Source organism: Brenneria roseae subsp. roseae (genome assembly GCF_003115845.1).
Lineage (GTDB): Bacteria > Pseudomonadota > Gammaproteobacteria > Enterobacterales > Enterobacteriaceae > Brenneria > Brenneria roseae.
This window is the reverse complement of the sequence record NZ_KZ819036.1, coordinates 51,815-74,732: the sequence shown is the minus strand read 5'-3', so window position 1 is coordinate 74,732 and position 22,918 is coordinate 51,815. Positions and strand designations below refer to the sequence as shown.

Below are 22,918 nucleotides of genomic sequence, written 5' to 3'. Positions count from 1 at the left end.
GGCTGCTCAAATTCGTTCCCGACGAATTTGTCCTGCACTTGCCACCTTCCTGTCACTCGAATTATTTAGGACATAAAGACGATAATTTACATTTTCTCCTCAATTTCTCCACGATTTCTACGGTCCCGACAGGTAAGGTAATCTGTCGCCCTGTAGGCAAGGGGGTTCCCTTCCTATATTCTCTTATCGCGGGCTGTGCATGGATTTACCCCTTCGGAATATGGCTGAGGAGTCTGAAAGAAATGGCGAGTTTTTTCATCGATCGCCCGATTTTTGCGTGGGTGTTGGCTATTCTTCTCAGCCTGTGCGGTATGCTGGCGATTAAATCGCTCCCTCTTGAACAGTATCCCGATCTCGCGCCGCCCAACGTGCGCATCACCACCAACTATCCGGGGGCGTCGGCGCAGACCCTGGAAAATACCGTCACGCAGGTTATCGAGCAGAGTATGACCGGTCTGGATAACCTGATGTACATGGCCTCCGATAGCAGCAGTACCGGGCAAGCCAGAGTCACGCTGACGTTTGAAGCCGGCACCGATCCCGATGAAGCTCGTCAGCAGGTGCAAAACCAGCTTCAGTCGGCCATTCGTAAACTTCCGCAGGATGTACAGCAGCAAGGGGTGACCGTCAGTAAAACCGGCGATACCAACATTCTGATGATCGCGTTTGTGTCTACCGACGGCAGCATGGATAAGCAGGATATCTCCGATTATGTTGCAACCAATATTCAGGAACCCATCAGCCGTATCAGCGGCGTGGGGGAAGTGGACGCCTACGGGTCGCAGTATGCGATGCGCATCTGGCTTGACCCGCTCAAACTGGTGGATTACGCGCTGACCACTGACGATGTGGTGAATACCATCGAGTCACAGAACAGCCAGGTTTCGGTGGGGCAGGTAGGCGGCGTGCCGTCAGTAGATAATCAGGCGCTCAATGCCGCCATCAACGCCCAGTCGCTATTGCAGACGCCGCAGCAGTTTCGCGATATTACCCTGCGCGTGAATAAGGATGGTTCCGCCGTGACGCTGGGGGATGTCGCGGAGGTGGAACTGGGGGCCGAGCGCTATGATTTTCTCAGCCGCTATAACGGTCAGGCCGCGTCCGGGCTTGGGGTAAAGCTTGCCTCAGGCGCCAATGAACTGGAGACGGATAAGCGAGTCAGGGAACGTATTGAAGAACTGTCGGCGTATTTTCCACACGGACTGGAAGCCAAAATCGCCTTTGAAACCTCGCCTTTTGTCAAAGCCTCTATTACCGATGTGGTAAAAACGCTGTTTGAAGCGATTCTGCTGGTTTTTCTGGTGATGTATCTGTTCTTGCAGAATTTTCGCGCGACCTTAATCCCGACTATCGCCGTGCCGGTGGTGTTGCTCGGTACGTTTGCGGTCCTTTACGCCTGCGGATTCAGTCTGAATACCCTGACCATGTTTGCGATGGTGCTGGCTATCGGTTTGCTGGTGGATGATGCCATCGTGGTGGTAGAGAACGTCGAGCGGGTGATGAGCGAGGAAGGGCTCTCGCCGAGAGAGGCGACGCGTAAATCGATGGGGCAGGTACAGGGCGCGTTGGTGGGGATTGCGCTGGTGCTGTCGGCGGTGTTTGTCCCGATGGCGTTTTTCGGCGGCACCACCGGGGCGATCTACCGTCAGTTCTCCATCACCATCGTTACCTCGATGATCCTGTCGGTCCTGGTGGCGATGATCCTGACGCCTGCGCTGTGTGCCACTCTGCTCAAGCCGCTTGCCAAAGGCCAGCAGCACGGACGCAAGGGGTTTTTTGGCTGGTTTAACCGTAACTTTACCCATAATTCGCTGCGCTATGAACGGGGCGTGGGGAAAATGCTGACTAACGGCGGGCGCTGGCTGCTGCTTTATCTGGGCATTATCGGCATCATGGCTTTCCTGTTTCTCAGGCTGCCGACCTCTTTTCTGCCACAGGAAGATCGGGGTATTTTCAGCACCCAGGTACAACTGCCGCCCGGCGCGACTCAGCAGCAGACTTTGCAAGTGGTTAATAAGATCGAGCAGTATTACCTCACGCAAGAAAAAGACAACGTGATATCGGTCTTTTCCACTATCGGCTCCGGGCCGGGCGGTAACGGGCAGAATGTGGCCCGACTGTTTGTACGGCTCAAGGATTGGTCGGAGCGTTCTGGTTCGCAGAGCAGTTCCTTTGCCATTATTGAACGCGCCACCAAGGCGTTCCGTGACATCAACGAAGCGCGTGTATTTGCCAGTAGCCCACCGTCCATCAACGGATTGGGCAACGCGGCGGGGTTCTCCATGCAACTTCAGGATCACGCCGGGCTGGGACATGAACAGTTTATGCAGATACGAAATCAGTTGTTGACGATGGCGGGGAATAATCCCGAACTGACTCGCGTACGCCATAACGGTCTGGACGACAGCGCACAGTTGCGAATTCATATCGATCAGCGCAAGGCGCAAGCGTTGGGCGTCTCGATTGACGATATCAACAATACGCTGAAAACCGGCTGGGGTTCTACCTATGTTAATGATTTTCTTGACCGTGGACGGGTGAAGAAGGTTTATGTTCAGGCCGCGGCGAAGTACCGCATGTTACCGGATGATATCAGCCGGTGGTACGTTCGCAACAACGATGGCGGGATGGTGCCTTTCTCCGCGTTTGCGCACACGGACTGGGAGATCGGCTCCCCACGTCTCGAACGCTACAACGGCTACTCATCGCTGGAGATTGTCGGAGAAGCCTCGCCGGGCGTCAGCACCGGTACCGCCATGAATATCATGGAGTCGCTGGTGGCTGAACTGCCGCAGGGCATTGGTCTGCAATGGACGGGCATGTCCTTTCAGGAGCGGTTGACCGGCGCGCAGGCGCCGGCGCTGTATGCCATTTCGCTGCTGGTGGTGTTCCTGTGTCTGGCGGCGCTGTATGAGAGTTGGACCGTGCCTTTTTCGGTGATGCTGGTCGTGCCGCTTGGCGTTCTGGGCGCGCTGGTCGCCACCTGGGCGCGTGGGCTGGAGAACGACGTGTATTTTCAGGTGGGATTATTGACGGTGGTCGGGCTTTCGGCAAAGAACGCCATTCTGATTGTGGAATTCGCCAATGAGATGAATCAACAAGGGAAGGATCTGATCGAAGCAACGCTGGAGGCCTCCCGTCAACGGTTGCGGCCGATACTGATGACATCGCTGGCGTTTATTTTTGGCGTACTGCCGATGGCAACCAGCGGCGGCGCCGGATCGGCCAGTCAACATGCGGTAGGGACCGGCGTGATCGGCGGAATGGCGTCGGCAACGATCCTCGCGATCTTTTTTGTTCCGCTGTTCTTCGTGGTTGTTCGCCGGCGTTTCCCATTGAAAGAGAAGGCGCGTTAGTCGGACGGGAGACCGGCCAGAAGAATTATGCTGAAATTCATCAAACTGTAAGAAAAGGTAACTACGTTATGTCCTGCTAATCTCGCAATCAAGGACATCACGATGAAAGCTCGCTGGTTACTGCCTTTGCTGTTTGCTACCGCCCTGCCGGGGATAGCGCAGGCACAGGCCATTTATCCTATCGACCGCGCAACCATGTTGGCCGGCGGTAAATTCGATTTTAAAGTTGAGTTTGATGAAGTTCTCAAACCAGAAGATATCCGCATCCTGATTAATGGTAAGGATTATCAGCAGGTGTTGGGAAAACCGGCCACCTTTGTTGATCGCGAAGACGGTGCCAGTGCTTCGACGGTTTGGCTGCGCGATGTGCATTTGCCTGATGCCGGAGAATATGTGGTAGAGGCTGAAGCCAAAGGCAAGAAGACACAGGTGACATGGGACGTTTATCAAACGCCGGAAGCGCGTAAAGCCAAAAATGTAATTCTGTTCATCGGTGACGGCCTGTCCGTTGCCCACCGCACCGGGGCGAGAATCCTGTCCAAAGGCGTGACGGAAGGGAAAGCCGACGGTCGTTTGGCGATTGACGATCTGCAATATATGGCGTTCGCCGGTACTTCCAGTACGGACTCGATTGCCGCCGACAGCGCCAACACCATGAGCGCCTACATGACGGGTCATAAATCCGGTGTGAATGCGCTGGGCGTTTACGTCAGCCGCAGTAAAAACTCGCTGGAGCACCCGAAACAGGAAACGCTGGGGGAGTTACTTACCCGCTCAACGAACATGTCTGTCGGTGTGGTCAGTGACGCCGAAATCGAAGATGCGACCCCTGCTGCGGTGGTATCCCACACCCGACGTCGCGCAGACAAAGCCGAGATCGTCGAGATGTTTTATAACGTGCAGCCCAGTGTGATTCTGGGTGGCGGTTCGGCCTATTTCCTGCCCAAGAGTACGCCGGGTTCTAAACGTAAAGATGAAAACAACTACGTCGAAAAATTCCAGCAGGCGGGTTATGCGCTGGCAACGGATGCCGCAACCCTGAAACAAAATGCGGCGCAGGCCACCAAACTGCTGGGGCTGTTTCACACCGGCAACATGGATGGTGTGCTGGACCGCCGGTTCCTGAAAAATGATGTTGCCAAAAACTTCCCCAATCAGCCGGATCTGACCGAGATGACGCAGGCGGCGCTGGATGTGCTGTCCAAAAACAAAGACGGTTTCTTTCTGATGGTGGAATCCGCGCTGATCGACAAAGCATCGCATCCGCTGGATTGGGAACGCGCGTTCTATAACACCATCATGCTGGATCAGTCGGTAGCGCTGGCGCGGAAGTTTGCCGAGCAAAACCCGGACACGCTGATCATCGTGACGGGCGACCATACGCACGGTATCTCCATTATCGGCACGGTCGATGATGAAAAGCCCGGTACCGACATGCGTGAGAAAGTCGGCGTGTATGAAGACGCTGGCTACCCGAACTACAAAGACGCCAACAAAGATGGTTACCCGGACGATGTGAATGTTTCCAAGCGTCTGGCGGTCTTCTTCAACAACTTCCCTGACTATTACGAAACCTTCCGTCCGAAACTGGATGGCACCTTTGTGCCGGCAATCAAGAACGAGAAGGATGAATATGTTGCGAACAAAGCCTATGAAAAAGTACCGGGCGCGGTGTTCCGCGAAGGTATTCTGCCACGTGCGACCGATACCGGCGTGCATGCGGTAGACGATATGGTGATTCAGGCCAGCGGGCCGGGCGCCGAACGGATTCGGGGTTATATGGAGAACTCTGAGTTGTTCCGGGTCATTGTGGATGCTCTGGCGATAAAACCGCAGGATAAGAAGTAATTCCTCAATATGAATAATGTGAAACACGACCGAGCGGGGGCAACCCCGCTTTTATCCTTTTGGCTGCGGACGGCGCTGATGTTGCTGTCGCTGACCTGCGCCATTCCCGTGAAGGCGGCGCCGCCTGAGCTTTCTTTCGATAAGCTGTACGCTTCTTATGGCGTGCTGGGTCTGGTGTTTTCCGATGACGTTAAATCGTTATCCGGCAAACGGGTGACGATGCGCGGTTTTATGGCGCCGCCGCTGAAAGCGGAATCTCAATTCTTTGTTTTAACCAAAATGCCGATGGCGCTCTGTCCTTTCTGTTCTTCCGACGCCGACTGGCCCGAAGATATTGTGGTGGTCTATTTGGCCAAGCGGCAAACCTTCGTACAGAACAACACCATGATTGAAGTGGAAGGCGTATTGGAACACGGTTCATGGACCGATCCGGAAAGCGGTTTTGTCAGCTTGTTACGTCTGCGTGAAGCAACGTTCGATACCCTGTAGGAGAGTCGATGGCGGAGTTATTGATCCAGGGCCTGAGCGTCAGGTTCCCCGATACGCCGGATGCCGTGCTGGATATTCCGGCGCTGTCTGTCGCTGCCGGTGAGCGAGTCGCGGTGATGGGGCCTTCCGGCTCCGGTAAAACCACATTGGTTAATGCAATTACCGGGATGGACAACAGTGGAGAAGGCCGGGTGCAATGGCAGCAGCAGGATATTCGTCAGCTTGATGAAGCGGAACGCGATCGCTGGCGGGCCAGGCACGTTGGGCTGGTGATGCAGGATTTTCATCTTTTCCCCGGCTTAAGTGCATTGGATAACGTATTGTTGCCAGCCCAGTTTCATCACTGGCGCTTACCGTCCTCACTCCGGCAACGGGCGGCCGATTTGTTGTCACAGGTCGGGCTGGATACCGGAAACCGTCCGGTTGAGGTGCTGTCACGAGGCGAAAAGCAGCGGGTGGCGGTGGCCCGGGCGTTGCTCAGTGCGCCGGAAATCATTGTTGCGGATGAACCCACGGCGAGCCTGGATGCGCACAGCGGCGAGCAGATTGCCGACTTGTTGGTCGAGCTGGCCCGCACCCATCACGCTACGCTGATTGCGATTACCCACGATACGCGTCTGGCATCGCAGATGACCCGCCGTATTCAACTGGAAAAAGGACGCCTGGTGGCGGACAGCACGTCACAGGAGGAAAAATAATGATTCCATGGCGTCTTATTTGGGTGGACTGGCGGCGCCTGTGGCCAGGCGTTCTGGTTGTGGTATTGCTGATTGCCGTAGCGACGGCGTTAAGCATTTCCGTCAGTTTGCAGGAGAGGGCACTGCGTTTGGGCAGCGCGAAAGCGGCCGATCGTTTTGATCTGGTGGTGGGCGCGCCGGGCAGTGAAACGCAACTGGTGCTGTCGTCGGTTTTTTTGCAACCGTCAGCGCTGACGCTGATTCCCGCCAGCATACTGGATGACCTGACGAAAAATCCGTTGGTTGCCTGGGCGGCGCCCGTCGCCTTCGGCGATTTCTATCAGGGGATGCCGATCGTGGGGACGACGCTGCCGCTGGTAACGGATGACGGCAAGCGTCAATTGGTCGCTGGCCGGGTATTTGACGATGGATTTGAAGCCGTGGTGGGGGCGCAAACCGGCCTGACGCTGGGCGATACCTTCAGCCCGATTCACGGGCAGGTCGGAACCGAAGGCGCACATGCGCATGACTCGGTGACGTATACGGTAGTCGGTGTGCTGCCAGCGGACGGCAGCGCCTGGGATAAGGCGATTCTGGTGCCGGTCAATGCGGTATGGCGAGTGCACGGTATTCAGCCGCCCGGCCATGTTCATGATGATGATGAAGACGGTTCTCATCACGACGAAGAGCACGATCATGATGAAGACCATGCTCATGATAACGAAGGCGAGGTTCATCACGATGAAGACCAGATCCATGCGGCTGACGCCGCTCAGCATGGCGAAGGCGTGACGGATGAACATCATGATGAAACGCAGCATGATGACGAACACGCAGAGGCGGATGAACACGATCACGCGCATCAGGCGGGTATCCCTGCGATAGTGGTGAAACCCAAAAGTATCGCCGGCGCCTATCAACTGCGTTCACTGTATCGCAACAACACGACGCTGGCGGTTTTCCCTGGCGAAGTGCTGGTGAAACTCTACGGAATTCTGGGTGATATTCGTGAACTGCTGGTGTATATCACTCTGGGTACGCAGGGGCTGGTGGGCATCGCCGTGGCGATGGTAGCCGTGGTCCATCTCCGACAGCGACAGAAGCAAATCGGCGCGCTGCGGGCGTTTGGCGCCCCGCGGTATGGCATTTTTACACTGATTTGGTGTGGGCTGATGTCACTGGTCAGCGCGGGCGTGCTGCTGGGGGTGGCAATCGGCTATGTTGCCGCCCGGGCCATTGCCGTGATCATGAGTGAGAAGAGTGGTTTTGTCCTGCCAGTCACGCTGGGAGTGGAGGATATCCACTTTGTGTTGATACTGCTGCTGATTGCCGCGGCGGTGCTCACGCTTCCCGCCATGCTGGCCTATCGACAGTCGCCCGCTATGGCGCTGCGAGGGGAATGAGGCTCTGAACCTGTTTGGGTAGCGATATGAGCCTTGACAGGGAGAGGAGGAAACCAACCGGGGTTTGGCTTCCTCTCTGGCGCGGGGGATGGCTGGGTTAATACCGCTCGCATTTAAGGATCGGGATATTCGGGGCGACCACGGGGTGGGGCAACCCCATCCCCGTGCTTTCTTCCGGTTAACGTTTCTTAAACGCCGCCGCCAGTGCGTCGCTCATGGCGCTGTTGCCCGCGGATGACGTGTTGGCCGGGCGAGGCCGTGACTTGCCTGCGCCTGAACGCGCGTTGTTGTCGCGTCCACCGCTGTTGCCGCCGCGTCGTACTGCGGTTTCTCCCGGCTGCTCATCAAGCCGCATGGTCAGCGCGATACGCTTGCGTTGCAGATCCACTTCCATCACTTTGACCTTCACGATGTCCCCGGCTTTCACCACCTTGTGCGGATCGTCGACGAAATGGTCGGCAAGTGATGAAATATGCACCAAACCGTCCTGATGTACGCCGATATCCACAAATGCGCCAAAGTTGGTCACGTTGGTGACCGCTCCTTCCAGAATCATGCCCGGCACCAGATCGTTCATGGTTTCCACACCATCGGCAAAGTTGGCGGTTTTGAACTCAGGACGCGGGTCCCGGCCCGGTTTCTCCAGCTCTTTGATGATGTCGGTAACGGTCGGCACCCCAAAGCGCTCGTCGGTAAAATCCGCGGGTTTCAGGCTGCGCAGCGCGCTGGGGTTGCCCATCAGATCCTGCAACGCCTGTTCCGTGGCGGCCAGAATACGCTCTACGACAGGGTAGGCTTCTGGGTGAACGGTAGAGGCGTCCAGCGGGTTATCACCCTGATTAATACGCAGGAATCCCGCACACTGTTCAAACGCTTTTGGCCCCAGACGGCTGACTTTCAGCAACTGTTCCCGGCTGCGGAAACGGCCATTTTCGTCACGCCAGGCGACCACATTCTGCGCCATCATCCGGGTCAGGCCGGCAACGCGCGTTAACAGCGCGACGGAGGCGGTATTCAGATCAACGCCGACGGCGTTTACGCAGTCTTCCACCACCGCATCCAGCTTTTTCGCCAGCAGGCTCTGGCTGACGTCATGCTGATACTGACCGACGCCGATGGATTTCGGGTCGATTTTCACCAGTTCGGCCAGCGGATCCTGCAAGCGGCGGGCGATGGAAACCGCGCCGCGCAGGGAGACGTCCAGATCGGGAAACTCAAGTGCGGCCAGTTCGGATGCCGAATACACCGATGCCCCGGCCTCGCTCACAATCACTTTCTGCGCATGGATATCCGGGAACTGTTTTTGCGTATCAAGGAAGAAACGCTCGGTTTCACGTGAAGCGGTGCCGTTGCCAATCGCCACCAGTTCAACCTGATGCTTGATGCACAGCGCGGCGACGACGGCGGCGGCTTTGGCGGCTTGCCCGGTATGAGGATAAATCGTTTCGGTGGCGACCAGCTTGCCGGTGGCATCCACCACCGCCACTTTCACCCCGGTGCGCAGACCGGGATCGAGCCCCATGGTCGCCCGCATGCCTGCGGGCGCCGCCATCAGCAGATCGTGCATATTGCGGGCGAACACGTTGATCGCTTCGTCCTCCGCTTTTTCCCGCACGCTGCCCATCAATTCGGTTTCAAGATGCAGCAGCACTTTGACTCGCCACGTCCAGTTGATGACGGCCCGCCGCCAGCTATCCGCTGGCGCATTACCCAAACGCAGATTCAGGTGATCGATAATAATCTGTTCGCAATAACTCTCACGCGGCGCTTCTTCAAACTGCGGATCGGCGTTCAGCGACAGTTGCAAAATCCCTTCATTGCGTCCGCGGAACATGGCCAGCGCACGGTGGGAAGGCACCTGAGCAATGGGTTCGTGGTGGTCGAAATAGTCACGGAATTTTGCGCCTTCTTCCTCTTTGCCTTCCACCACGCGGGACACCAGATGGGCGTTTTTCCACAGATAGTGACGGACTTTCGCCAGCAGCGCGGCATCTTCCGCAAAGCGTTCCATCAGAATATAACGCGCGCCATCCAGCGCCGCTTTGGTGTCTGCCACGCCTTTTTCAGCATCAACGTAAGCCTGAGCGGCGAGTTCCGGTTCCTGAGAGGGATCTTGCCACAGGCTATCTGCCAACGGCTCAAGCCCGGCTTCAATGGCTGCCTGTCCACGAGTCCGGCGTTTAGGCTTATATGGCAGATAGAGATCTTCCAGTTCGGTCTTGCTTAGCGTGCTGTTAATGGCGCTGGCGAGCTGGTCGGTCAATTTTCCCTGTTCGTCAATGGATTTCAGAATAGTCTGGCGCCGATCGTCCAGTTCACGCAGGTAGCTCAGGCGCGTTTCCAATAAGCGTAATTGGGTGTCGTCCAACCCGCCGGTCACTTCTTTACGGTAACGTGCGATAAAAGGGACGGTGTTTCCTTCGTCCAGCAGCCGGACGGCGGCGTCCACTTGCTCCGTTCGAGCCTGCAATTCGCTGGCAATAATCTGGCTTAATGAATCATTCATAGGTCTGATATCAATCGTCATCAATTAATGGGTTAAACAACAGGGGGACAGTTATACGGATTGAAAGCGAAAAATGCCAGCCTGTCCCCATTGAGTCTGCGGAGGTGTTACTATCCCGTGTATCTGGCCGGCTTGTATGCGACAAGTGCGGGCTGCGTTATCGTACCGGACAGGTAGCAAACTTTACCTGAATCAATATTACGTCAGATTCTTGCAACCCATCGGTGATTTTAGCGTATTAAATAAGCTGGGTAGTAGTGCTGTCACCGTATGATTGCGGTGGCGCAACTGATGCAGTTCACCGATAAAAATGAGATTGATTGGGTATATTTGCTCTATAGCGAACACGATTATTCATTCGGCAGGAGAAAGATTCATGACAGCAAAACAGTCCACGTTGGCAATAGACGGGAAAGAAAAACTTACGCTGGAAATGCATTCCGGCGTGATGGGGAAAGAGGCTGTGGATATCCGTCCGTTTGGCGCGCAGGGGTTATGCAGCTACGATCCCGGATTTGCCAACACCGCCGGGTGTGAATCTGCCATTACCTATATTGATGCGGTGAACAGCGTACTGCTGCATCGGGGGTTTCCTGTTGAGCAACTGGCGGAGCAATGTGACTTTACCGAAGTCTGTTTCATTCTCCTGCATGGTGAAGTGCCTTCGCCGGAAGAATATAAGAAATTCACCAACAACATTACCCGCCATACCCTGATTCATGAGCAGATCGCCCGCATGTTCAGCGGGTTTCGTCGTGATTCACACCCGATGGCGCTGATGTGTGCGGTGGTGGGGGCGCTGGCCGCTTTCTACCATGACGTGCTGGATATTAATAACGCGGAGCATCGTGAATTGGCCGCCGTTCGTCTGTTGTCCAAAATGCCGACGCTGGCGGCGATGTGCTACAAATATTCCATCGAACAGCCCGCTGTTTATCCCCGCAATTCCTTGTCCTATACCGGTAATTTCCTGCATATGCTGTTTTCCATCCCCGCAGAGAAATATGAGGTGAATGCGGTACTGGAACGCGCGATGAACCGCATTCTGATTCTGCATGCCGATCACGGCCAGTGTCCGTCCACCATGGCGGTCAGAGCATCAGGATCGTCCGGCGCCAATCCATTTGCCTGTATCGCTGCTGGCCTGGCGTCCATGTGGGGGCCGATGCACGGCGGTGCCAATGAGGCCTGCATGCGTATGCTGGAAGAGATTAAAACCGTGGATCGTATTCCGGCATTTGTGCAGCGCGCAAAAGACGAGCACAATTCGTTACGCCTGATGGGATTTGGCAATTCGGTGTACCAGCATTTCGATCCGCGTGCGGCGATCCTGCGTAAAACCTGTTACGAGGTGCTGGGCGAACTGGGTATGGAAGACAGTTTGCTTCAGGTGGCGATTGAGCTGGAGCATATCGCCATTACCGATCCTTATTTCCTGGAAAACAAACTGTATCCCAGCGCAGATTTTTATACCGCGGTGATCCTTAAAGCGATGGGGCTGCCGCCGTCGATGTTTACGGTGATTTCCACCGTGGGCCGGACCATCGGGTGGATTGCGCACTGGAATGAAATGCATACCCAGCCGGAGATGAAGATCTATCGTCCCTGCCAGATTTATACCGGTGAACCACGCCGGGACTACGTTTCCCGGCGGGATGAATAACGCGGGGTTCGGCGCGTAACGTGATGCTCTGACGTTGCTTTATACGCTGAAGCAGGCGGCCGCTTCGCCACTCAGGCGGGCGGCCCCGGTCAGCGCCGCTGCGGTGTTAGCGCAGCCAGTTGGTTTTCGCCAGTTCAATCACTTCATCGCCGCGTCCGTTGATAATGGCGCGCAGCATGTAAAGACTAAAGCCTTTTGCCTGATCCAGCTTAATTTGCGGCGGCATCGCCAGCTCGGAGGTGGCGGTGATAACGTCGATCAACACCGGGCCGTCGTAGGCAAACGCCTCTTCCAGCGCGGCGTTCAGCGCAGAGGCTTTCTCCACGCGAATGCCCTTGATGCCGCAGGCGTTGGCGATCGCGGCAAAGTTGGGATTTTCCAATTCGGTGCCATCTGTCAGATAACCGCCGGCTTTCATTTCCATGGCGACAAACCCCAGCACGCTATTGTTAAACACCACGATTTTTACCGGCAGCTTAAGCTGAGCGACGGACAGAAAATCGCCCATCAGCATACTGAACCCGCCGTCGCCGCTCAGCGAAATGACCTGGCGTTGACGGTCGATCGCTTGCGCGCCCAGCGCCTGCGGCATCGCATTGGCCATCGAGCCGTGGCTGAACGAGCCGATAAGCCGGCGTTTGCCGTTCATCTTCAGATAGCGTGCGGCCCATACGGTCGGCGTACCCACGTCACAGGTGAAGATGGCATCCTCACTGGCATAGTGGCTGATCTGCTGTGCCAGATACTGCGGGTGGATCGCCTGTTTATCATTGGCCGTCGCCAGATCGTCGAGTCCTTTACGCGCATCGGCGTAGTGCTCCAGCGCATTGTCGAGAAAATCGCGATGGGTTTTCACACCCAACTGTGGCAGCAGCGCGGTCAGCGTGGATTTGATATCGCCAATCAGCGCCATGTCGACATGGCAGTGCGAACCGAGGCTGCCGGGATTGATATCGATTTGAATGATGGCGGCGTCGGTCGGGTAGAAGGCGCGATAAGGGAACTGCGTACCCAGCAGTACCAGCGTATCGGCATTCATCATCGCGTGGTAGCCGGATGAGAAGCCAATCAGGCCGGTCATGCCGACGCTGTACGGGTTGTCATATTCAATATATTCCTTGCCGCGCAGCGCGTGTACCATCGGCGCCTTCAGCGCGGCGGCCAATTGCACCACTTCATCATGCGCGCCCGCACAGCCGCTGCCGCACATCAGCGTGATATTTTTCGCCTCATTCAGCCGATCGGCCAGCTTGCGTATTTCGCTGTCGTTTGGCCGAATAATGGGATGCTGTGGCGGATACCAGTCCGATGTCGCCTCTTCAGGCGCGGGTTTTAGCGCGATATCACCGGGCAGTACCACCACGGAAACGCCGCGGTTAAGAATCGCTTTGCGCATCGCGATGCCCAGCACCTGCGGCAGTTGTTCAGGATTGGAAACCAGCTCGCAGTAGTGGCTGCATTCGCGAAACAGCTCCTGCGGATGGGTTTCCTGGAAATAGTTGCTGCCGATTTCACTGGAAGGAATATGTGCGGCAATGGCGAGAACCGGCACGTGATTGCGGTGACAATCGAACAGACCGTTAATCAAATGCAGGTTGCCGGGACCGCATGAACCGGCGCAAACCGCCAGCTCGCCGCTAATCTGCGCTTCGGCGCCGGCGGCGAATGCCGCCACCTCTTCATGACGCGTCGGCATCCATTCGATGGTGCCCATACGATTCAGACTATCGCTCAGCCCATTCAGCGAATCCCCGGTTACGCCCCAAATGCGTTTTACGCCGGCGCTTTCCAACGTTTTGGCTACTAAAGTGGCAACGGATTGTTTCATACTTTTTCGCTCCTTTCTGATGAATGACCGTTTTCCCGATCGCGAATCACTACACTGAAAAAAGCATACACGCATTACGCTAAACGAGACGGGTAAGGGAGCGGTAAAATTGTGAACTGATGTTGTTGGCCGGGGATTAACGCATGGTTATCCCGCCAGTTCGAGCGCCATCGCTCTCGTCAACCCCCGCACGGCATGGCTGGCGGCGGCGTATTGTCCCATCAGACGATAGCCGTTCGCAGATCATCCTTCGGCACGAGGCTGCTCCGGCGTCTCTTCCCTGAACGGTGCAATGTAGCGCTGATAGCGGGATTCTTTGAGCTGCTGCAAATCCACCAGAACCAGCCCGTCGATACAGTTGTTGAAATCGGGATCGATACCGAAATCAATAAACCGGACACCGCCGGGCTCGCAGATTTCCGAGTACTGTTTATACAGCGTCGGAATGGCGCAGCCCATGTTGCCCAGCATGCTTTTCAGCAGCGTCAGGTCCTGCTGATAGTCCGTGCCTTCAAATTGCTTCAGTACATCGGGCAGGGATGCCGGATAAGGACGGCGCGATTGGGCCAGGGGTTGGTCGGGCGCAAAGTGCAGGCGATAAAAGGCGATCAGCAGATCGCGGGCCGTCGGCGGCAGGGTGCCGGACAGCGATACCGGGCCGAATAAATAGCGATACTCCGGGTAGCGTGCCAGATAAGCGCCGATGCCTAGCCAGAGGTAGTCCAGACCGCGTTTGCCCCAGTATTTAGGCTGGATGAAGCTGCGCCCGAGTTCAATACCGGACGCCAGTATCGGGTCCATCTCTTCACCGTAGTGAAACAGGCTGTGGCTGTAGAGGCCGTTTTTCCCTTTCCCGGCAATCTGTCGGGCCGTGGGGATAAAACGATAGGCGCCGACAATTTCCAGATCCCGTTCATCCCACAGAATCAGGTGCAGATAATCGTCATCGTAACTGTCCAGATCGCGGCGCTGGCCGGAGCCTTCTCCAACGGCCCGGAAGGCAATTTCCCGCAGGCGTCCCAGTTCGCGCAGAATCGGAACATAGTCTTCTTTACCGCGCTGGTACAGGTAGACGATCTTTCCATCCGGGGTGGTGCCCAGCATTTCGCAGTCAGCCAACGCCCGTTTCAACATCACGCGGTCTTCGCCTAATGCAATGGGTTTTTCACCAGAAAAACAGCCGGGTTTTCCCTGTCCCAGCCGATAAACGTGACGGCGAAAACGTGCGGCAAGATCGTTGGCCTGCCAGTCGCCCTGATTCCAGGTGACATAAGGGATGCGAGCGCCAATGCGAATCTTGAGTCTGTTGCCCTGTTGACGAAACATTTCCCTGACCAGCAGCAGGGTGGAAAGCGGCCGATAGATCAGCGAAGAGAAGTAAAACAGACTGCTGTTGCGCCCGCTGATGTGAATAGGGACGACGGGGGCGCGCGCTTTGCTCGCCATGCGGATAAAGCCGCTGTGCCAGTGACCGTCGCGGATGCCTTTCAGGCTGATACGGGACACTTCCCCTGCCGGGAACACAATAATCGCGCCATCATTATTCAGATATTGCTGTATCGCGGTAATTTGCTGGCGCTTGGTGCGGTTATTAAAGTTATCGACGGAAAAGAACAGGTTTTTCAGCGGCTCAACGTAAGAGAGCAACTGGCTGGCCACGATACGCACGTCGGGCCTGACGCTGGCGACCGTGCGCAGCAGCGCCAGTCCATCCAATGATCCAATCGGATGGTTGGCAACCAACACCACCGGCCCCTGACTGGGAATATTTTCCAAATCCCCTTCGACCATTTCACAGTTGAGATGCAAGTGATCCAGAATTTGCTCGACCAGATCCAATCCCTTTAGATGGGGATAACGCTGGGAAAATTGCTGGATTTCGTTCTCGAATAATAACGATCGTAATAGGTTTTTCTGCCAGGAAGGCGTGTGACGATGGGGGGCAAGGTCTTGCAGGATGGCATCTAAGCTAAACATAAATTGTTCTCCATAGCTCATCGTTGGCAAAGGTAAGGGATGGAGGTGACACATTTATGTCAGCGTAGAAATAAACGGGTGAAAATATCAGCAGGTATCGCGCCGTTACGCCGTGTATTCATTGCTGGCTTGCTCTGCAAGAGCCGGTCAGACGGGTGACAACGTTCGGCGCTTTGTCACCCATACTCCTTCCCGGCTCCCCGTTTGTCAGGGGAGTCGCTAACCCACTAAAGAGACTAGTAAGAACAAACGATTTATTCCTGTGCTATTTTGATGTACTCAATGGCGTTCACACACCACGCTTTGACGCCGTCCGGCGTGGCGACGGTAAATTCCTCATCGATCTCTTTTTTTAGCAGGGCGCGCGCCATGGGGGAATCAATGGAGATGTAATCTTTCACATCACCATAAATCTCATCCGGTCCGACAATACGAAAGCGTTTTACCTGACCCTCTTCATTTTCAATCTCAACCCAGGCGCCAAAGAAAACTTTTCCTTCCTGCTGGGGAGAATAATCGACAATTTGCAGCTCGCTCAGACATTTGCGCAGATAGCGAACGCGGCGGTCAATCTGACGTAACAGGCGCTTGTTATAGGTGTAATCGGCGTTTTCAGAACGATCTCCCAGACTGGCCGCCCATGATACGATCTTAGTGATCTCGGGGCGTTTTACATTCCAGAGATGATCGTGTTCAGCTTTGAGTTTGTTGTATCCTTCCCGGGTGATCAGGTTCGTTTTCACGCGTTTTCAATCTCATGGCAGCGGATGGGGTAGTCCGGCATTATATCAACGATTCTTTCAAAGGCGTAAATCAGGCAGGATTGGCGAGAATAAGACGCATGATTGAGATCTTGGTAGCAGCAGTACAATGAATTACGATGGATTCATTTATGAACGGCTATAATTGCGTACGAAACTGGTTGATTACACGTAGTTTAATATGCTTTGTAACAATTTGCCTCGAATGTATACCAGAAACGACTGTCAGTAATTCGTATGATTCTGAACAATAGCGGCATCGGCGGCTATTGCGCCTTTGGAGAAAGAGAATGCAAGAGAACTATAAAATTCTGGTTGTAGATGACGACATGCGTTTGCGTGCGCTATTGGAACGTTATCTGACCGAGCAGGGTTTTCAGGTACGGAGCGTTGCCAATGCTGAACAGATGGATCGTTTGCTGACTCGCGAATCATTTCACCTGATGGTGCTGGATCTGATGCTGCCGGGTGAAGATGGTTTATCCATTTGCCGTCGTTTGCGCAGTCAAAGCAACCCGATGCCCATCATTATGGTGACGGCGAAAGGGGAAGAAGTCGACCGTATCGTCGGGCTGGAAATCGGCGCGGATGACTACATTCCCAAGCCGTTCAACCCGCGTGAACTGCTGGCCCGTATCCGCGCCGTGTTACGCCGTCAGGCGAATGAACTGCCAGGCGCGCCATCGCAGGAAGAGGCCATTATCGCTTTTGGCAAATTCAAACTGAATCTGGGAACCCGTGAGATGTTCCGCGATGACGAACCCATGCCGCTCACCAGCGGTGAGTTCGCCGTTCTGAAAGCGCTGGTCAGCCATCCGCGTGAGCCGCTGTCCCGTGACAAGCTGATGAATCTGGCCCGTGGACGGGAATACAGTGCGATGGAGCGTTCCATCGACGTACAGATTTCACGTCTGCGACGCATGGTGGAAGAAGATCCGGCGCACCCACGCTATATCCAGACCGTCTGGGGACTGGGTTATGTCTTTGTACCGGACGGCAGTAAGGCATGATGCGATGGCGCTTTTCTCCGCGCAGCTCATTTGCCCGGACGTTACTACTGATTGTGACGCTGTTGTTTGTCAGTTTGGTCACCACCTATCTGGTGGTATTGAATTTCGCGATCCTGCCGAGTTTACAGCAGTTTAATAAGGTACTCGCGTACGAAGTCCGAATGCTGATGACCGACAGCCTGCAATTGGAGGATGGCACCACGCTTGAGGTGCCACCGGCGTTCCGGCGTGAGATTTACCGCGAACTGGGTATATCGTTATATACCAACGCGGCGGCGGAGGAGAGTGGCCTGCGATGGGCTCAGCACTATAAGTTTCTGAGCCAGCAGATGGCGCAACAGCTGGGCGGTCCGACGGATGTCCGGGTCGAGGTCAGCAAAAATACCCCCGTTGTCTGGCTGAAAACCTGGCTGTCGCCGGATATCTGGGTGCGCGTGCCGCTGACAGAAATTCACCAGGGCGATTTTTCCCCGCTTTTCCGCTATACGCTGGCGATCATGTTACTGGTGATCGGCGGCGCCTGGTTGTTTATCCGCGTCCAGAACCGTCCGCTGGTGGAGCTGGAGCATGCGGCCTTGCAGGTCGGTAAAGGGATTATTCCCCCTCCGTTACGTGAATACGGCGCTTCGGAGGTGCGCTCCGTCACCCGTGCCTTTAATCAGATGGCTTCCGGCGTGAAGCTGCTGGCCGACGATCGTACCTTGCTGATGGCTGGGGTGAGTCATGATTTACGCACGCCGTTGACGCGTATTCGTCTGGCGACGGAGATGATGAACAAGGATGACGACTATCTGGCAGAGTCGATCAATAAGGATATTGAAGAGTGTAATGCCATTATTGAGCAGTTTATTGACTACTTGCGCACCGGCCAGGAGATGCAGACCGAGGTGGCCGATCTGAACGCGATTATGGGCGAAGTGGTCGCGGCTGAAAGTGGTTATGAACGCCATATCGACAGTGATTTTTCCGCGGGCGAGCTGTTAGTTCGCGTCAGTCCGTTATCCATCAAGCGCGCGGCGCTGAATCTGGTGGTCAACGCGGCCCGTTATGGCAACGGTTGGATTAAAGTCAGTACGGGACGGGAATTACAGCGAGCCTGGTTCCAGGTGGAAGACGATGGCGAAGGTATCGAACCTGCGCAACTGAAACACCTGTTCCAGCCTTTTGTGCGCGGCGACAGTGCGCGTACCACCAGTGGCACGGGGCTGGGGCTGGCGATTGTGCAGCGGATTATTGATGCTCACGACGGCGCATTGGATGTCAGCACCAGCGAGCGTGGCGGACTATGTGTTCGTGCTTATCTGCCGCTGCCGTTTGATATTTCCGCCGCAGAGAATAGCGCCAGTAAAGAGTGATATTTTCCAGATAAAAAAAGAGATTACTGACAACGTCGTCTGTAAGCCTGAGATACACGGGGCGAGGCGTCCCTGCGGGAACCTCATCCCCGTGTTTTCCTTAAAATTTAACGTTGTTAATGGCCTGAAGGCGCGGTAATCCGCGCCTTTTGTCGTTTTTCGTGCAGTTACAGCCTGGGACCTGCTGAAATCAGCGCCGCGCCTGCTGGCGCATCAGTGTATTTATCAAAGTTAGCGATAAACCGATGCGCCAGATCTTCCGCTTTCTCCTGCCATTGCGCCCGATCGGCATAGGTATCGCGCGGATCAAGAATCGCAGGATCCACACCCGGCAGCGAGGTTGGGATCGCCAGATCGAAGATCGGTAGCGTATGCATTTCTGCATCATCGATACTGCCATTCAGAATGGCATCGATAATCCCGCGCGTATCCTTAATGGAGATACGTTTCCCGGTTCCGTTCCAGCCGGTGTTGACCAGATACGCCTGTGCGCCGGCGGCCTGCATACGTTTGACCAGCACTTCGGCATACTGCGTTGGGTGCAGCGACAGGAATGCCGCGCCAAAGCAGGCGGAGAACGTTGGCGTAGGTTCAGTGATGCCACGCTCGGTACCGGCCAGTTTAGCGGTGAAGCCAGACAGGAAATGGTACTGAGTTTGGTCTGACGTCAGACGGGAAACCGGCGGTAATACACCGAACGCATCCGCGGTAAGGAAAATCACTTTGGTCGCATGTCCGGCTTTGGATACCGGCTTAACAATATTGTGAATGTGGTAGATCGGATAAGACACGCGGGTGTTTTCGGTTTTTGAACCATCGTTGAAATCAACGCTGCCATCGGCCAGCACGGTGACGTTTTCCAGCAGGGCATCCCGCTTGATCGCGCCATAGATGTCCGGCTCCGCTTCTTTGGACAATTTGATGGTTTTGGCGTAACAGCCGCCTTCAAAGTTAAACACGCCGTCGTCATCCCAGCCGTGCTCGTCATCACCAATCAGTTTACGTTTGGGATCGGTCGACAGGGTGGTTTTCCCGGTGCCTGACAAACCGAAGAACACGGCTACATCGCCCTGTTCGCCCACGTTCGCCGAACAGTGCATGGAGGCGATGCCTTTCAGTGGCAGCAGGTAGTTCATGATGGAGAACATCCCTTTCTTCATTTCGCCGCCGTACCAGGTGCCGCCAATCAGCTGGATGCGCTCGGTCAGGTTGAAAGCAATGAAGTTCTCGGAGTTCAGCCCTTGTTCCTGCCATTGTGGGTTGGTGCATTTGGCGCCGTTCATCACGATGAAATCAGGTTCGAAACCCTGTAATTCTTCATCGCTTGGACGAATAAACATGTTTTTGACGAAATGCGCCTGCCAGGCGACTTCAGTGACGAAACGGACTTTCAGGCGGCTATCCGGATTGGCGCCGCAGAAGGCATCAATGATAAACAGACGTTTGCTGGAGAGTTGTTGGGTGACGAGCTGTTTCAGGTGGGTCCAGATTTCCTGACTCAGCGGATGGTTGTCATTCTTGCCTTTCCCCTGATCGGACCACCACACCGTGTCGCGGGTAACATCATCGCGAACGATGTATTTATCTTTGGGGGAACGGCCGGTAAAGATACCGGTATCGACGGCAACGGCACCCAGCTGGGTTTCTATGCCGCGCTCGTAACCTTGTAGGGTAGGGGAGAGTTCTTCCTTAAAAAGCAACTCATAGCTGGGATTGTAGACAATATCGCGAACGTCTTGGATTCCATAAGTAGTGAGGGCTTGTGGGGTTATACCTTTGACAGTCATATAGCTACTCCTCAATTGTTATATTCATATTCGTACTGACAACGATTGTAGGGGAGTGAGCTTATTTTAACCGCGATAGCAATCATAAAGTTAAATAAATTCATTAATAACTTTGTTTGCCTATGGTGTTGAAAAAACAACCAATCTGATCTAGCGACATATTAATAAATGAAACGGGTACAACGTACCCGTAAAGCGATCAATACAGAAGATTATCTGATGAATGCTGTCGAAGCGCCTGAACATCATTCGCATTGAAAATATAATGACTACCGCAATAATCACAGTGCATGTCGATTTCACCATCCTGTTCCAGAATGTGGTTGACTTCCTGATCGGACAGCGTGATTAATGCATCCGCACAACGCTCGCGTGAGCAGTGACATTGAAAAGAGACCGCCTGCGGTTCATAGACCGTAACCTCTTCCTGATGGTACAAACGGTACAGCACGTCGTGTGCAGACAAGGTAAACAACTCTTCCGCCTTGACGGTGGCAGTGAGCTGCGCGAGGTGATCGAAATCGTCGCGACCGGCATTCTGCGCTGGCAGCACTTGCAACAGCATACCCGCCGCCATACGGCCGTCGTGCTGACCCGTGCGGATAAACAGCCGGGTTGGAAGCTGTTCTGATTGCTGGAAATAGTTTTCCAGACACTCGGCAACGGTTTCTCCCTCTAAGCCGACCACGCCCTGATAGCGTTCGCCCTCGGTCGGCGTGATGGTAATGACCAGATAGCCATTGCCCACCATCTCTTTGAGTGAGCTCCCGGCGGCGATGTCACCCTGAAGGCGCGCGACTCCGCGCATTTGCTGTAGATGATTACCGTTAATCACGGCCAGTTTGAGCGGACCGTCACCCTGGAGCTGGACGGTAATATCACCACTGAATTTCAGCGTTGCCGTCAACAGGCTGGTTGCCACCAACATTTCTCCCAGTAAAGTCTGTACTTCCGCCGGGTAGTCATGATTGGCCAGCATGTGCTGATAGGTATCGCTTACTGTCGCCAACTCGCCACGAACGGCATAATTTTCAAACAGATAACGATGTAGTTGGTCATGAGTGGTCATAATATTTTCTCGCTGTGGCGACAGTGAAGGTTATTCCCGATCGCTGTATTTAAATTTAATCAGATCCCGTCGTTCTTTCTTGTCAGGACGACGATCCGGGTGTGGCATGGTCAGCGCATTCATTTTTCGCGCCAGAGTCAGCTTTTCCCTTTTCTCAATGCTGCCGTCCGTTTCCTGATATAACGCCTGAGCGTCTGCCGCGGTTCTGCGCTGGCTGCTGAGCGCCAGCACAATGACGGTGCGTTCGTCATTCCCCTGACGCAACTTGATCTCGGCGTTCAGCTCAACCAGCTTGCTCGGTTTGCCGCGCTGCCCGTTGTAATGCACTTTGCCGCCCTCGATCATTTCGCGCGCGATAGCCCGGGTTTTGTAAAAGCGTGCGGCCCATAGCCATTTATCCAGACGAACGGCATCGTCAGTCTTGTCGGTTGCTTTCATCATGAATCCTCCTGATTACTGCTTTGTGACGCTACTCAGCCTATTCTCCGAGCTTCACCGAGCGGTGCAGCGACGGCAGCAGCGCAAAATAATCATTCATGGATGGATATCGCCGGAATGATTTTTCCTGCTGGCTGGAGTCGGGATTGCTGACGCCCAGACAGTAGCGAATACCGAACGTTTTCGCGGCATCCAGAATCGGCTCGCTGTCGTCAACAAATAACGTCCTGGCAGGATTAAACCCGGTTTGTTGCTGCACAGCCTGCCATAGCTGCTGATTCTCTTTCGGATACCCATAAGTGTGGGTAGAAAGTAATAAATCAAGGTGCTGATCCAGCCCGGTATGTTCAATTTTAACCGCCAGGCTATGCGGATGGGCATTTGTCAGCAGTATGGTCTGTTTTCCGCTATGGCGCAGGGCCGCCAGAAACGGCGTGGTGTCTTCACGCAGGCGGGCACGGGCGCCGATATCCGTCGTCATTTGGTAGATATCCAGCCCCAGCCGTTCGCTCCAGTAATCAAAACAGTACCAGTTCAGCGTGTGTTGTACGGCCTGATATTCCCGTGCGATCACCTGCTTTGCCTGCTCAACGCTGATACCGCGTTTATCACTGATAGATTGCGGCACGAGCTGCAACCAAAAATAATTGTCAAAAGCCAGGTCCAGCAGGGTGCCGTCCATATCCAGAATGACGGTATCAATGTTGGGCCAGTCGAAGTCAGGGCTCATAACTACTCCAGATGCAGAACG

At 54.8% G+C, this 22,918-nt stretch carries 16 protein-coding genes; 8 read left to right on the top strand and 8 right to left on the bottom strand.

What is annotated here, in order from left to right; translation table 11 throughout:
* Positions 1–242: 242 nt before the first annotated feature.
* From acrD to DDT52_RS17700, 5 genes are all read left to right on the top strand, one after another.
* A complete protein-coding gene (gene acrD, locus DDT52_RS17720; RefSeq protein ID WP_136157528.1) occupies positions 243–3,356 on the top strand; it encodes a multidrug efflux RND transporter permease AcrD in 3,114 nt (1,037 codons plus the stop codon).
* Positions 3,357–3,458: 102 nt separating this feature from the next.
* Positions 3,459–5,204 carry an alkaline phosphatase gene (locus DDT52_RS17715; protein WP_136157527.1) on the top strand — a complete coding sequence of 582 codons (1,746 nt, stop codon included), beginning with the start codon at positions 3,459–3,461 and terminating at the stop codon, positions 5,202–5,204.
* Positions 5,205–5,213: 9 nt separating this feature from the next.
* A complete protein-coding gene (locus DDT52_RS17710) occupies positions 5,214–5,693 on the top strand; it encodes a hypothetical protein (RefSeq protein WP_136157526.1) in 480 nt (159 codons plus the stop codon).
* Between the two features lie 8 nt (positions 5,694–5,701).
* Positions 5,702–6,391 carry an ABC transporter ATP-binding protein gene (locus DDT52_RS17705; RefSeq protein ID WP_136157525.1) on the top strand — a complete coding sequence of 230 codons (690 nt, stop codon included), beginning with the start codon at positions 5,702–5,704 and terminating at the stop codon, positions 6,389–6,391.
* Positions 6,391–7,773, top strand: a complete 1,383-nt coding sequence (locus DDT52_RS17700; RefSeq protein WP_136157524.1) for an ABC transporter permease — start codon at positions 6,391–6,393, stop codon at positions 7,771–7,773. Before DDT52_RS17705 ends, DDT52_RS17700 begins: the two co-directional genes overlap by 1 nt.
* Positions 7,774–7,951: 178 nt before the next feature.
* On the opposite strand, the gene DDT52_RS17695 is transcribed toward DDT52_RS17700, so the two are convergent.
* Positions 7,952–10,279 carry a Tex family protein gene (locus tag DDT52_RS17695; RefSeq protein WP_136157523.1) on the bottom strand — a complete coding sequence of 776 codons (2,328 nt, stop codon included), beginning with the start codon at positions 10,277–10,279 and terminating at the stop codon, positions 7,952–7,954.
* A 376-nt stretch (positions 10,280–10,655) separates the two neighbouring features.
* Between DDT52_RS17695 and DDT52_RS17690 the strand changes: the two genes are divergently transcribed.
* Positions 10,656–11,942, top strand: coding sequence for a citrate synthase (locus DDT52_RS17690; RefSeq protein WP_136157522.1), 1,287 nt, complete (start codon positions 10,656–10,658; stop codon positions 11,940–11,942).
* A 106-nt stretch (positions 11,943–12,048) separates the two neighbouring features.
* On the opposite strand, the gene poxB is transcribed toward DDT52_RS17690, so the two are convergent.
* The 3 genes from poxB to greB all read right to left on the bottom strand — a co-directional run bounded on the left by poxB (position 12,049) and on the right by greB (position 16,490).
* A complete protein-coding gene (gene poxB / locus DDT52_RS17685) occupies positions 12,049–13,770 on the bottom strand; it encodes a ubiquinone-dependent pyruvate dehydrogenase (RefSeq protein ID WP_136157521.1) in 1,722 nt (573 codons plus the stop codon).
* Between the two features lie 243 nt (positions 13,771–14,013).
* Positions 14,014–15,747, bottom strand: coding sequence for a bifunctional ornithine lipid synthase OlsF (gene olsF / locus DDT52_RS17675; protein WP_136157520.1), 1,734 nt, complete (start codon positions 15,745–15,747; stop codon positions 14,014–14,016).
* A gap of 254 nt (positions 15,748–16,001) precedes the next feature.
* Entirely contained in the window at positions 16,002–16,490 is a 489-nt protein-coding gene (gene greB, locus DDT52_RS17670) for a transcription elongation factor GreB (RefSeq protein ID WP_136157519.1), read from the bottom strand.
* Positions 16,491–16,798: 308 nt separating this feature from the next.
* On the opposite strand from greB, the gene ompR reads away from it, so the two are divergent.
* Both ompR and envZ read left to right on the top strand, forming a co-directional pair.
* Positions 16,799–17,518, top strand: a complete 720-nt coding sequence (ompR, locus tag DDT52_RS17665; protein WP_005969424.1) for an osmolarity response regulator transcription factor OmpR — start codon at positions 16,799–16,801, stop codon at positions 17,516–17,518.
* Positions 17,515–18,873, top strand: coding sequence for a two-component system sensor histidine kinase EnvZ (envZ, locus tag DDT52_RS17660; RefSeq protein WP_136157518.1), 1,359 nt, complete (start codon positions 17,515–17,517; stop codon positions 18,871–18,873). Before ompR ends, envZ begins: the two co-directional genes overlap by 4 nt.
* Before the next feature lie 167 nt (positions 18,874–19,040).
* On the opposite strand, the gene pckA is transcribed toward envZ, so the two are convergent.
* The 4 genes from pckA to yrfG all read right to left on the bottom strand — a co-directional run bounded on the left by pckA (position 19,041) and on the right by yrfG (position 22,897).
* A complete protein-coding gene (pckA, locus tag DDT52_RS17655; RefSeq protein WP_136157517.1) occupies positions 19,041–20,660 on the bottom strand; it encodes a phosphoenolpyruvate carboxykinase (ATP) in 1,620 nt (539 codons plus the stop codon).
* Positions 20,661–20,859: 199 nt separating this feature from the next.
* On the bottom strand, positions 20,860–21,729 hold the full coding sequence (gene hslO / locus DDT52_RS17650; RefSeq protein WP_136157516.1) for an Hsp33 family molecular chaperone HslO: 870 nt from the start codon (positions 21,727–21,729) through the stop codon (positions 20,860–20,862).
* Between the two features lie 30 nt (positions 21,730–21,759).
* Positions 21,760–22,170, bottom strand: a complete 411-nt coding sequence (gene hslR / locus DDT52_RS17645) for a ribosome-associated heat shock protein Hsp15 (RefSeq protein WP_136157515.1) — start codon at positions 22,168–22,170, stop codon at positions 21,760–21,762.
* 37 nt (positions 22,171–22,207) lie between these two features.
* Positions 22,208–22,897: a GMP/IMP nucleotidase gene (yrfG, locus tag DDT52_RS17640; RefSeq protein ID WP_136157514.1), complete on the bottom strand. Its 690-nt coding sequence runs from the start codon at positions 22,895–22,897 to the stop codon at positions 22,208–22,210.
* Positions 22,898–22,918 lie beyond the last annotated feature (21 nt).